The following is a 12,427-nucleotide window of genomic DNA, read 5'->3' as shown; positions in this document are numbered from 1 at the left end:
CGAAACGAGCCTTATCGTCGGCAGCGTCAGATGTGTATAAGTGACAGCAGTCTTCCCGCGCGGTGGCCCGCACGCCCCGCGCCGGCGCCTCCAGCGGCGGTGGCCTGTCCGCGGCCGAGCGCGCCCGCATCCGCCGGGAGACGCCGGGCCTGGTGGCCAACCTGCGCCTGTTCTGGGCGGAGGCGAACTCCAAGGTCCGCGCGGGCGTGATGGCCGGCGGCGGCGTGGTGGTGCTGGGCCTCTTCGCCCTCATGTACTGGCTGGTGCTGGGCGGCGAGGACAAGGTTCAGAAGGGCGAGGAGCCCGTGCGCCTGTCCAACCAGCCCATCAACGACTCGTTCGGCCTGGGCGACGACGTCACCTGGAACCGGCCGGACATGAAGGTCTTCGAGTGGGAGTTCGTCGCCGCGACGCGCGCGGTGGTCATCCTCCACTACCAGGCCCAGGGCATCTCCAAGGACGAGGTGGTGGTGAGCGTCAACGGCGTGGACGTGGGCAAGGTGCCCCCGGACACGATGGCCAGCCAGGAGCGCTCGCTGGAGCTGATGATCCCGCCCCAGCAGCTGCGCAAGGGCGAGCCCAACCGCATCATCTTCGACAACACCCGCAACCCGCCCGGCGAGGACACCTGGCGCGTGTGGAACGTCTGGGTGGAGCGCGCGCTGCTGCCCGAGCAGCTCTCCACGCAGCAGCTCATCCAGACCGCCAACGAGTCCTTCAAGAAGGGCCGCAAGAACTTCGACACGCCGGACATCGGCGCGCGCAACCGCTACGAGGCCTGGAAGTCCTTCCGCGAGGCGTGGCTGATGCTGGAGGCCCACCCGGACCCCAAGCCGGACCTCTACTTCGAGGCCCAGGAGGCCATGAAGCGCGCGCAGATGGAGCTGGACCGCACCTGCTCCAAGCTGCTGCTGGAGGTGGAGGGCTACTACAACCAGGGCCACTACAAGCAGGCCGCCTCCACGCTGGACCACATGCGCGAGTACTTCCCCGAGTACGACCAGCCGTGCGCCACGCGCGCGGAGAACAAGCGCATCGAGTACGGCCTGTAGTCCCAGCCGTTGCCTGGCGGACGGTGCAACCCCGCCAGGGAGGCGGGCAGGGCCCGTCCGGGTTGCCGGTCCCTCCCCCCGTTCCCACCCTCAGTGGGGTGATGCGTGAGCTGGCGGGGGAGGAGCGGCAGACGGAAGGGTTGGTTCCAGCGGCGCCGAAGCTGGCGCGCTCGACGGGGCCGGTGCCCGAGCATGCTCCGGTGTGGAGCGACGGGGTGTCCCGGCGCCTGCTCGCCCGCTACTACCTGCCGCAGCACCACCCCACCCTCCAGGGCAACGCGTGCCGCCTGCTGCGCGACGGCGTGGAGGCCTACCCGGAGATGCTGGAGGCCATCCGCCGCGCGCGCCGCTCCATCCGCCTGGAGACGTACATGTTCGTCACCGACGCGGTGGGCGAACTCTTCGGCCAGGCGCTGGCGGAGGCCGCCGAGCGCGGCGTGCACGTGAAGGTGCTCTACGACGCGGTGGGGTCGTGGACCAGCCGCAAGAGCTTCTTCGAGGGCCTGCGCCAGCGCGGCGTGGACGTGCGGGCGTTCAAGCCCTTCAGCCTCCAGCGCGGGCTGCGCCACCTGCTGCGCCGGGACCACCGCAAGATTCTCGTGGTGGACGGCACGGTGGCCTTCACGGGCGGGGTGAACATCGCGGCGCACTGGGCCCCGGAGGGGCAGGGCGTGGCGTGGCGCGACGACGTGCTGCGGATTGAAGGCCCGGCGGTGCACGAGCTGGAGCGGCGCTTCCTGGCCACGTGGCGGATGATGTTCCGCGACCGCCTGAGCCGGCTGCGCCGGCGGATCCGCGGCGGGGCGCACGCGCCCAGGGCCCTGCTCCCCAGAGGGGACGTGGGACTGGCGGTGCTGTCCAGCCGCCGCAGCATCCACCGCGCGTACCTGCACGCCATCCAGCGCGCGCGGGCCAGCGTGCTCATCGCCGCGGGTTACTTCGTTCCGGACCGGCGCATGGTGGCCGCGCTCAAGGACGCGGCGAAGCGCGGCGTGGAGGTGAGCCTGCTGCTCAACGGGGGCAAGAGCGACCACCCGTTCCTGGAGCATGCGACGCGCGCCTTCTACGAGCCGCTGATGGAGGCCGGCATCCGCATCTTCGAGTGGCGCCGGGGCGTGCTGCACGCCAAGACGGCCGTCGTGGACGGCGTGTGGGGCACCATCGGGTCGTTCAACCTGGAACGGTTGTCGCTGGCCTTCAACCACGAAGTGAATGCCGTCTTCGCGGACCCCCGGCTGGGGCGCGACCTGGAGGACTCGTTCCGTCTGGATTGCGGCAACTGCCGCGAGGTGGACCTGGCCGCTTTCCGCCGCCGGCCCCTCTGGCAGAAGGCCGTGGAGCGCGTGCTGTACTTCTTCCGCAAGGTGCTCTGAGCGGGGCCGTAAGCCCGGGGTTCAGGGCAACCGTCCACCGTCTTCAACGCGGTGCAGGAACCCTTTGCATGCCGGGGGGGACACGCCTAGAAGTTGCGTCATTCCGGCACGGAAGGACGGCAACGCACATGACGGACAGTTTCGGCACCAAGGCCCAGCTCAAGGTCGGCTCGGCCACCTACGACTACTACAGCCTGGCCACGCTGGCGAAGGCCCACCCGGCGGTCAACCGCCTCCCGTTCTCGCTCAAGGTGCTGCTGGAGAACCTGCTGCGCAACGAGGACGGCCGCGTCGTCAAGCGCGAGCACATCGAGAAGATGCTCGCCTGGGACCCCAAGGCCGCCCCGGAGACGGAGATCTCCTTCCACCCCGCGCGCGTGCTGCTCCAGGACTTCACCGGCGTGCCGGCCGTCGTGGACATGGCCGCCATGCGTGAGGCGCTCGCCGCCATGGGCGGTGACCCCGCGAAGATCAACCCGCGCAACCCGGCGGACCTCGTCATCGACCACTCGGTGCAGATCGACTCGTTCGCCACCACCGCGGCCTTCAAGGAGAACGCGGAGCTGGAGTTCGAGCGCAACCGCGAGCGCTACGCCTTCCTGCGCTGGGGCCAGAGCGCGTTCAAGGGCTTTGGCGTCGTTCCCCCGGACATCGGCATCTGCCACCAGGTGAACCTGGAGTTCCTGGCGCAGGTGACGTTCCGCCAGGGCAAGACCGTGTACCCGGACACGCTGGTGGGCACGGACAGCCACACGACGATGATCAACGGCCTGGGCGTGGTGGGCTGGGGCGTGGGCGGCATCGAGGCGGAGGCCGCGCTGCTGGGCCAGCCCATCACGATGCTCATCCCGCAGGTGGTGGGCTTCAAGCTCACCGGCAAGCTGCCCGCGGGCGCCACGGCCACGGACCTGGTGCTCACCGTCACGCAGATGCTTCGCAAGAAGGGCGTCGTCGGCAAGTTCGTGGAGTTCTACGGCGAGGGCCTGAAGAACCTGTCGCTGCCGGACCGCGCCACCATCGCGAACATGGCCCCGGAGTACGGCGCCACCATCGGCTTCTTCCCGGTGGACGAGGAGAGCTGCAACTACCTGCGCTTCACCGGCCGCCCGGATGACGTGGTGGCGCTGACGGAGGCGTACGCGAAGGAGCAGGGCCTGTGGTTCAACGCCGGCGCCCAGGAGCCGCTGTTCAGCGACACGCTGGCGCTGGACCTGGCCGCCGTGGTGCCCAGCCTCGCGGGCCCCAAGCGTCCGCAGGACCGCGTGCCCCTGAAGGACATGAAGGCCGGCTACGAGTCGTCGCTCGTGGAGATGCTGTCCGCCGGCAAGAGCAAGGGCGAGGACGACGAGGGCCCCAAGGGCGGCGCGAAGGCCCCCGCGGCCCCGGTGGCCCCGGAGCGGCTGGCCCAGTCCGTCACCGTGAAGGCGGGCAAGCAGAGCTACCAGGTGGGCCACGGCGCGGTGGTCATCGCGTCCATCACGTCCTGCACCAACACGTCCAACCCGGCCGTGCTGGTGGCCGCGGGCATCCTGGCGAAGAAGGCCGTGGAGAAGGGCCTCAAGCCGCAGCCCTGGGTGAAGACGTCCCTGGCCCCGGGCAGCCGCGTGGTGACGGAGTACCTGCGCGACGCGGGCCTGCTGCCCTACCTGGAGGCCGTGGGCTTCCACGTCGTGGGCTACGGCTGCACCACCTGCATCGGCAACTCCGGCCCGCTGCCGGAGTCCGTGTCCAACGCCGTGGTGGAGGGCGACCTGGTGGTGGCGGCGGTGCTGTCCGGCAACCGCAACTTCGAGGGCCGCATCAACCCGCACGTGCGCATGAACTACCTGGCGAGCCCCCCGCTCGTGGTGGCGTACGCGCTGGCCGGTGAAGTGGGCCGCGACCTGGACAACGAGCCGCTGGGCACGGACCCCAACGGCAAGCCGGTGTTCCTCAAGGACATCTGGCCGTCCAACGAGGAGATCAAGGAGACCATCCGCACGGCCGTGAAGCCGGAGCAGTTCCGCAGCCAGTACGCGAACGCCATGGAAGGCGACACGCTCTGGCAGCAGCTGCAGGTGAGCAAGGGCTCCACGTTCCAGTGGGACGCCAAGTCCACCTACGTGCGCAAGCCGCCCTTCTTCGAGAACCTCCCGAAGGAGCCCAAGGCCGTGCAGGACATCAAGGGCGCGCGCGTGCTGGCGCTCCTGGGTGACTCCGTCACGACGGACCACATCTCCCCCGCGGGCAACATCGCGAAGACGAGCCCCGCCGCGAAGTACCTCATGGCGGAGGGCGTGGAGCCCAAGGACTTCAACTCCTACGGCGCGCGCCGCGGCAACCACGAGGTGATGGTGCGCGGCACCTTCGCCAACATCCGCCTGAAGAACCTGCTCGTTCCGGGCGTCGAGGGCGGCGTCACGGTGCACATCCCCACGCGCGAGCGGATGAGCATCTACGACGCGTCCATGAAGTACCAGGCGGACAACATCCCGCTCGTGGTGCTCGCGGGCGCCGAGTACGGCACCGGCTCCAGCCGCGACTGGGCGGCCAAGGGCACGCAGCTCTTGGGCGTGAAGGCCGTCATCGCCAAGAGCTTCGAGCGCATCCACCGCTCCAACCTCGTGGGCATGGGCGTGCTGCCCCTGCAGTTCGAGGCGGGCCAGGACGCGCAGTCGCTGGGCCTCACCGGCCATGAGACGTTCGAGATCACTGGCATCGCGGAGGGGCTGGCGCCGCAGAAGAAGCTCACCGTGAAGGCCACCGGTGAGAAGGGCCCCATCGAGTTCACGGCGCTGTGCCGCATCGACACGCCGAACGAGCTCGACTACTACCGCAACGGCGGCATCCTCCAGTTCGTGCTCCGCCAGCTCGCCAAGGCTTAAAGGCGCGCGCGTCACACGGTTTCGCGGCCCGGCCGCCCTCGCTTCACGGGAGGGTCGCCGGGCCGTCGTCTTTCATGCCGCGGGCTACTCCGCGCGCAGGCGCGTCCAGGCGGCCACGTAGCGTGAGAGGCGCTCGGCGTCCCTGGGCGTGACGTCCTTCAGCCGGCGCACGTCCATGTTGTCCTCCAGGTCCGCCAGCTTTACGCGCCGGGCCAGGGGATGGGGACGCAGCCGTTCGATGAAGGCCTCGTAGCTTTCGCCCTCGCGCTTCGTCAGGCAGTCCAGCGCGGACAGCACGTCCTCCGGGTAGCCCAGGCCGCGCAGGCGCTCCAGCGTGTACGGTGTGTCCTCCACCACGTCGTGGAGGATGGCCACGGTGCGCTCCGCGTCGGACGCGAGGCGCAGCATCACCCGCAGGGGGTGGAGGATGTAGGGCTGTCCTGCCTTGTCGCGCTGACCCTGGTGCGCGGCCACCGCCAGGGCGATGGCGTCTTCGAGCGTGGGCATGGGCGGAAGCTTCGCACGCCCGGCGGGCTCACGGCTCAATGGTTCATGTTGCCGGAGCCCGTGCCGCCGCCCGCCTGCGCCGAGTAGACCTCGCCGCCGCTGCTGGACTTGAGGAGGCCCTCCACGGCGAGCGCGTTGGGGTCCAGCTGGTTGGTGTCCCCCCGGCGCGGAATCAGCGTCTCGCTGATGCACAGGGCGCCCACCACGACGTTCTGATCATTGTCGCGGTTCCACTCGGGGGGGAGCGGCTTGAACTCGTCCTCGTTGTCCCGGACGTAGAGGTACACGTCGTCCTTGCCGTCGCCGTCCAGGTCCGCGAACAGCGCCGGGTTTACCGCCTTGATGGCCGCGCGGCCGGCGGCGGTGCGCGGGTTGGCGGGCGACGGGTTGGTGGGCGAGGCGATGGGGTCGTAGATGGACGGCGCGCTCAAGAAGGTGTTCCACAGGGGGAAGTTGCGGCCGAAGTAGGCGCGCGCCAGTTGCAGGCCGCTCTCCGCGCAGCCCTGCCGCTGGCCCGTGCGGCTGGAGGTCACGGCGCGCGTGCGCTCGCTGCTGGCGTAGGCCATCACGCCCGCCACCAGGCCCAGGAGCACGGTGACGAGCAGCACGACGAGCAGCAGCGTGGCGCCGCGGGTGGAGCGGAGGGCTCTGGACGAAGGGCGCGGGGACATGGCGGAAGACCTCACGGAAGACGGACTCACAGGCTGGCCGAGGCCAGGTTGGGCAGCTCCGCCCGGCGCGAGAAGAGGCTGCGGAAGTAGCCGTCCGCGGGGGCCACGGCGGGCGTGTGGTTCTCCACCGTGAGCGGCAGGTCCTCGGAGAGGACGGCCTGGTTCCGCGTGTCGCGGCGGGGCGAGCGGCCGGTGGCCACCACGCTGACGCGCACCGAGCGCAGGCCGGGCGTGTACTCGGGCTTGAAGCCGTTCTGGAAGTCGTATTGGGCCGGGTCGCCCGTGTTCGTGGCGTCGACGCCGAAGGCCACCTGGAGGTCCTCCACGAAGTCCTGCACCACCACCGGGTCGCCCATGTCCACGAAGGGGCGCCCCGCCACGTCACCGCCGGGCTTGCCCTCCGCGCGCATCAGCGCCTTGCGGCCGTTGACCGGGTTGGTCCCGATGAAGAAGTGCAGCAGCCGCACGGGGTACACCATGTCCGTGCGCTGGAAGCCGCCCTTGTGGGGCGCGTTGGAGAAGCCCGGCACGCTGGACTCCAGGTAGTTCACCGTGGCCGTGGGCGGGTTGCTCGTCACCGACGTCTGGGTGAGCAGCGCGCCGCTCTTCATGTTGCTGGCCACCAGCATCGGGTTGGAGGGCGGGGCGCCGCTGGGCGTGCCCACGCAGTTGACCTCGATGGGGCCGGTGCCGTTCTTCACCACCGACATCGCCGCGCCCGGCGCGCAGTCGCGGCCCAGGTAGTTGCGGTCCGGCACCACCAGCCACAGGTCGTCGCTGCCGTCCGTGCCCGGCACGTTGCCGGACGTGGTGGCGGCGAGCACGCCCGAGCCCGCGCCGTCCCCGCCGAAGACGGGGTTGATGCGCTGGGGCGTTCCGCCGGACACCACCCAGAGGCCCTCGGGCATGCCCGCGCCGGCCTGGCGCACCGCGGACAGCAGCGTCTCTCCCGCGAGCCGCGCGTGGTCGTGGCTGTCCGCCACGTGCTCCGTGTTGTGCACCACGCGCCCGCCCGCCAGCAGCAGCGCCGTGGCCGCCGCGAGGATGATGGTGGCGAGCGCCGCGGCCACCATCGTCTCCAGCAGCGTCATGCCTCGGGACCTCGACGGGAACCTCATTGGACGAACACCTCGCTGTGCACGATGGCGCGCTCCGCGCTGTCGCCCTTGCGGAACGCGCGCGTCCAGAAGGTGAAGGGCAGGGCCCCGGCGGGCACCATGGCCTGGGCCGCGGCCGGCAGGTCCTTGGGCAGCCCCTTCGTCACCAGGACTTCACGGCAGTAGACGTCGCGGGGCAGCACCGCGTCCGGGGTGGTGACGTCACAGGGCGTGCCGTTGGGCACGTCCAGCGCCGGCACCACCTGGCCCGTGGGGAGCACGCGGAAGTAGGCGCCGGTGCCCACGTCGCCCGCCTGCGGCGTGCTGGGGTCCAGCTTCCAGGGCGCCGCGCCCAGGGCCAGCTCCGGTGGATAGGTGGCGGGCCGCGCGACGGCCTGGTTCGCCAGCTCCAGCTTGGACGCGAGCCACAGCCGCTGGACGCGCGCCTCCAGCAGCATGCGCCGCCCCTGGAGCACCTGGCCGTCCTTCACGTCGCGGGTGGCGGCCACCATGCCCATCACGGCGCCCACGGCGGCCAGCGCCAGGACGCTCATGGAGATGAGCACCTCCAGCAGGCCGCTGCCCCGGCGGGAGGAGGAAGAGGGAAGGGCTCTCATTCGAGGAACCTCTGGCTCCAGTTGAGGAGCTGGTAGAGCACGCCGTTCTCGCCGGCCACGGAGTTCTTCGAGGTGGGGCTGGAGGCCCCCTCGTTGCTCCCGTTGTCGATGCGCGTGACGCGCAGGGCGCTCACCTCCGCGCCCACGATGTAGTCCTGGGACGTGCCGCCGTTGTCGCGGTGGTAGACGGCCACGCCGCCGTAGTTGGCCAGCGACGCGCCGCTCATCGGGTGGATGTCCCCTTGCGAGGTGGGCGTGTTGCCCAGGTCGATGCTGTACGTGTGGCCGCGCACGGAGGCGCTCAGCAGCATGGGGTCGTTCACGGACTCCTCCGCGGTGCTGAAGTACGCGGTGCGCCCCGCGATGGTGACGTTGCCGTAGACGTGCTCGGGCGCGGCGAAGACGATGGGGAAGGGCGGGGCCTCCTGGAGGATGCCGTAGGTGGTCGCCTCGGTGTGGGCCAGGTTCGCGTTGATGGGCGAGCCGTCCAGCCGCTTGCCGTCCTGGCCCAGGGGCAGCCGCAGGCCGGCGTCCAGGAGCAGCGCATGGAAGCGGCCTCCCACCGAGTCCGGCACCCAGTCCATGCCGGCGGTGCCCACCAGGGCCACCACCTTGCCCTTGTACTGCCCGAAGGCGGAGGCGTCCGCCGCGTCGCGCGGGATGCGCGCCAGGCCCACGTTGGTGCTGATGGGCTGGCTGGTGACGGGCAGCCCGCCGATGTTCATCGCCGTGTACTTGCAGGGCGCGGCGTCGCTGCACGCGGGGCCCATGCGCGTCACGTTGACGTTCATGCCAGTGGACGCGTCCAGCTCCCAGAGCCGGCCCTCCATGTCACCCACGTAGAGGCGCGCGGCGCCGCTGGAGTCCTGCGACACGGTGGGCGCGGCCGGCGCGCTGTTGTCCACGCTGCTGGCGTAGGCCTGCTGCCACTGCCACAGCTTCTGGCCGGTGGCCACGTCGATGGCGAACACCTGCACGCCCTTGGCGGGGGAGCCCGGCGAGCCCGCCACCGCCGGCGCCCCGGAGCTGCTGGAGGCGACGAAGACGGTGTACACGGGCGAAAGCCCCGCCCAGCTCACGCCCACGGACAGCCCGCGCGAGCCGCCCAGGCCGCTGTAGTCATAGAGGCCGCTGGAGGCGCGGCCCGGGTCCGAGCGCGGCGGCAGCAGGAAGAGGCTGGAGTCCTCGTCCCAAGTGTACGTCCAGTCCATGCCGCCCTGGCCCCGGTCCGCCAGCGCCACCACGGCGTGCGGCGCGCTGGAGGTGGCGTAGTGGCTGCCCACCAGGTGCCACAGCAGCACGGGCTTGAGCGGGTTCGTCACATCCAGGGCGAACAGGTCGCGCCCCGTCTGGCCCACGTTGGCGACGAGCACCGTGTGCCACTCCCGGCGGCCGGTGCCCACGAAGTCCGCGAACACGTCGAAGACGACGGGCGCGCTGTTCACCCGCGCGGTGTTGTTGCGCAGGCCCGACAGCTGCGTGGCCGGCAGGAAGCTCCAGAGCTCCGTGCCGGGCAGGGGCGTGGTGCCGGAGCGGAAGCGCTGGGCGAAGTCCGTCTTGAAGCGCGCGCTGGCGTCCGGGTTGGGGAACTGGAGGTTTTCCGCCGGGCCGTCGTAGCGCGCGCCGCCGGAGACGTAGAAGGCGTGGACCTGGCCGTCCAGGCCCGCCGCGTAGGCCACCGTGGGGCGCGCGGCGTTGCGGTCCGGGATGAAGGTGCTGGCGGGCACCACCACGGGCGACGAGTGGATGAAGCCGCCCAGGTGCGCCTTGTTGTCCGCGGAGTCGTTGTTGCACTGCGCGTTGGTGGGCTGGAGGATGGGCGTCTCGTTGGCGCCGTCGCGGCCGGACACCGTGGCGTAGCAGTAGCCGCGCACGCGCTGGAGCATCATCGCCACCGCGTTGAAGTCGTTGAGCAGCTGCCCCTTGTTGATGATCTCGTTGGTGATGCCGAAGTCGGAGCCGCCCAGCTGCGGCGAGTACTGCGTCGCCTGCTGCAGGTCACAGACGCCGTCGCTGCCCTTCACGAAGTCGTAGTGGAAGGTGCCGTCGCGGGCCTGGGCGCGGTGGAGCTTCAGCACGTCCACGCAGTTGGGGTTGGGGGACGCGCCGTAGTTCTTGTTGATGCGCGTGCCGGAGACCTCCTCCGGCTGCCAGCCCACCTGCAGCACCCCGTGCGGCGCGTTGCGGCCGGCGCCCAGCGACGGGTTCTCCGTCACCTCGCCGCCGAAGTAGGTGAAGAGGTTGCGGTCGCCGGGCGCGGGCATGCGCGCGTCCGCGTTCCACAGGGTGCCGTCCGACAGGGAGTTCTCCCCGTTGGCGAGCGCGTCCCCGCCAATGAGCGAGTGCGCGCGCAGCGTGCCCGGGTAGTAGGGGAACACCCAGTGCGAGCCCTGCGCGGGCGTGTACGTGTCCGCGCCGGGCGGGTAGCCCGTCACGGCGTTGTAGGAGGTCTTGAACAGCACGGCGCGCGAGCCGTTGGTGTCGCTGCCGTTCTTGTCGTCCAGCGCCACCGGCGCGGACACGGTGCGCTCGCTCTGCAGCGGTTCGCTTCCCAGGTTGAGCAGCGTGTTGAGCACGATGCGCGTGCCCGCGACGCTGTCCTTGAAGTCATGGCCCGCCAGGTAGACGATGGTCGCCTTCTGCGGATCATTGTCCTTCTGGTTGAAGGAGAAGAAGTCGTGGCCGCGCTGGGCGTTCGCCGCCACGTGCGCCGGGTTGTCGTACTGGTTGCCGGGGGCGTAGTCCTTCCAGCTCACCGCCAGCCGCCGCACGCCGTTCTTGAAGGTCGTGCGGTAGTTCTCCGTGTGGCCCGCCACGTTGTTGAAGCGGAAGTCGCCCAGCTGGGAGAAGGGGTCGCCCGGGTTGGGGTAGAGGACGCACGCGGGCCGCGGCGAGGACTCGTTGCGGTAGTCGGGGTCCGTGCAGTTGCGGCCGTTCCAGGTGTCGCCGTTGACGAGCGCGTTCTTCTCGAAGAGACCGTCGCTCTGGAAGTGCGAGGACAGCACCATCGAGCCGTCCGGACGTTCGGTGTGCTCATAGGACCAGATGCTGGCGCACTCGGCGAACAGGCCGTTGCCGCGCTGGTTGGTGAAGTACGCGATGTTGTTGAGGACGTTCTCCGCCTGGTTGACGGCGCCGTCGCCGTTGTCGCGGTACTCGGGGCGCGTGCTGTTTCCCAGCTCCCAGTGCGGCGCCCAGAACACGCGGTAGCGGGGGCGCTGGGTGACGGGGTCCTCGGCGTTGAGCAGGCCGTGGGGGAACGCGGAGGTGGAGACGAGGTCCGCGTTGGCGTGGAGCGCGTCGTAGATGAGGCCGGGCCGCCCGCCGTTGCGCGTGCACGTCTTCGTGGTGCCCTGGGGGCAGCCGCCCGCGCCCGGGAAGTCCAGGCCCGCGTTGCGCAGGTAGTCGTCCAGCATGCCGCCCTTCACGTAGGACTCGTCACCGGAGTTGTGGTCGTCCCGGTCCAGCAGGGCGATCTTCGGGGGCACGCGGTTCAGGCGCCGGCCGATGGGCGCGTTGAACTCGATGGTGGCCTGGTGCATGCGCACGTAGAAGCAGCCGCTGCCGTTGGTGAACGTGTCGCAGTTGCACGGCGTGCGGAACTTGTTCGGCGCGTCCGGCCCGGTGGAGGAGTTCAGGAAGTCGAGCGCGTTCTTCGCGTCCTTCGCGTCGATGATGAACGCGCCGCCCATGTACTGGATGTCGCGGAAGTTGCTGGCGGTGTTGAGCGTCGCGCGCGTGAAGTTCGGCCGCGCCTCGTTCGTGCCGGTGGTGAAGTTGTCCACGTCCCCCGCGGGGAACAGGCCCCCGGAGGGCAGCGCCTGCAGCGGCGGCACCGGCACGACGGGCGCCGAGGCCGAGTTGCTGATGTGGAAGTCGCAGCCGTCGTTCCAGCTGGGGTCGTTCCAGGCGCCGTTGTTCGGCGACGGCGGCAGGTGCTTGTTGGTGGGCACGCAGCGGTTGGGGGACCGCTTCGTATCGTCGATGGCCAGGTACACCGTCACCGGGTGGTTGGCGTTGAAGCCGCCCGCCTCGTTGGACTGCAGCAGGCGCCACACCAGGCCGTAGGCCGACAGGCTTCCACAGCCCTGCTGGAAGGTGGCCTGCTCCGGGATGATGAGCGCGCCCTGGCTGAAGGTGACGATGTCCGTGGCGGATGCCGGCAGCGCCGTCAGCAGCGCCAGGCCCAGCAGGATTCGCCGCGACGCGGAGATTCTGGGGGTGAGGGGAGCCAAGGGTTCACCGG

General features: G+C 70.4%; 8 protein-coding genes. 3 read left to right on the top strand and 5 right to left on the bottom strand.

What is annotated here, in order from left to right:
• Positions 1-62 precede the first annotated feature (62 nt).
• From D7W79_RS28790 to acnA, 3 genes are all read left to right on the top strand, one after another.
• Entirely contained in the window at positions 63-1,052 is a 990-nt protein-coding gene (locus D7W79_RS28790) for a hypothetical protein (RefSeq protein WP_439099249.1), read from the top strand.
• Between the two features lie 101 nt (positions 1,053-1,153).
• Positions 1,154-2,425, top strand: a complete 1,272-nt coding sequence (locus D7W79_RS28785) for a phospholipase D-like domain-containing protein (RefSeq protein ID WP_120528592.1) — start codon at positions 1,154-1,156, stop codon at positions 2,423-2,425.
• Between the two features lie 128 nt (positions 2,426-2,553).
• Positions 2,554-5,289, top strand: coding sequence for an aconitate hydratase AcnA (gene acnA / locus D7W79_RS28780; protein ID WP_120528591.1), 2,736 nt, complete (start codon positions 2,554-2,556; stop codon positions 5,287-5,289).
• An 84-nt stretch (positions 5,290-5,373) separates the two neighbouring features.
• On the opposite strand, the gene D7W79_RS28775 is transcribed toward acnA, so the two are convergent.
• The 5 genes from D7W79_RS28775 to D7W79_RS28755 are packed head-to-tail and all read right to left on the bottom strand — an operon-like array spanning position 5,374 to position 12,416.
• Positions 5,374-5,796: an HD domain-containing protein gene (locus D7W79_RS28775; protein WP_120528590.1), complete on the bottom strand. Its 423-nt coding sequence runs from the start codon at positions 5,794-5,796 to the stop codon at positions 5,374-5,376.
• Between the two features lie 35 nt (positions 5,797-5,831).
• Complete coding sequence (locus tag D7W79_RS28770; protein WP_120528589.1) at positions 5,832-6,467, bottom strand: hypothetical protein; 636 nt, start codon at positions 6,465-6,467, stop codon at positions 5,832-5,834.
• A gap of 26 nt (positions 6,468-6,493) precedes the next feature.
• On the bottom strand, positions 6,494-7,585 hold the full coding sequence (locus D7W79_RS28765; RefSeq protein WP_120528588.1) for a PilW family protein: 1,092 nt from the start codon (positions 7,583-7,585) through the stop codon (positions 6,494-6,496).
• Positions 7,582-8,181 carry a PulJ/GspJ family protein gene (locus tag D7W79_RS28760; RefSeq protein WP_120528587.1) on the bottom strand — a complete coding sequence of 200 codons (600 nt, stop codon included), beginning with the start codon at positions 8,179-8,181 and terminating at the stop codon, positions 7,582-7,584. Before D7W79_RS28760 ends, D7W79_RS28765 begins: the two co-directional genes overlap by 4 nt.
• Positions 8,178-12,416, bottom strand: coding sequence for a pilus assembly protein (locus D7W79_RS28755; RefSeq protein ID WP_120528586.1), 4,239 nt, complete (start codon positions 12,414-12,416; stop codon positions 8,178-8,180). Before D7W79_RS28755 ends, D7W79_RS28760 begins: the two co-directional genes overlap by 4 nt.
• Positions 12,417-12,427: the final 11 nt, after the last annotated feature.

The organism is Corallococcus exercitus, from assembly GCF_003611585.1.
GTDB classification, from domain to species: Bacteria; Myxococcota; Myxococcia; order Myxococcales; family Myxococcaceae; genus Corallococcus; species Corallococcus exercitus.
Note: the sequence above shows the minus strand (reverse complement) of the source record. Positions and strands in the feature narration are given on the sequence as shown.

Bases quoted from the DNA above. Each gene is read 5' to 3' on its own strand.
- D7W79_RS28785 (WP_120528592.1), top strand. From the start codon at position 1,154: ATGCGTGAGCTGGCGGGGGAGGAGCGGCAGACGGAAGGGTTGGTTCCA.
- acnA (WP_120528591.1), top strand. From the start codon at position 2,554: ATGACGGACAGTTTCGGCACCAAGGCCCAGCTCAAGGTCGGCTCGGCC.
- D7W79_RS28775 (WP_120528590.1), bottom strand. From the start codon at position 5,796: ATGCCCACGCTCGAAGACGCCATCGCCCTGGCGGTGGCCGCGCACCAG.
- D7W79_RS28770 (WP_120528589.1), bottom strand. From the start codon at position 6,467: ATGTCCCCGCGCCCTTCGTCCAGAGCCCTCCGCTCCACCCGCGGCGCC.
- D7W79_RS28765 (WP_120528588.1), bottom strand. From the start codon at position 7,585: ATGAGGTTCCCGTCGAGGTCCCGAGGCATGACGCTGCTGGAGACGATG.
- D7W79_RS28760 (WP_120528587.1), bottom strand. From the start codon at position 8,181: ATGAGAGCCCTTCCCTCTTCCTCCTCCCGCCGGGGCAGCGGCCTGCTG.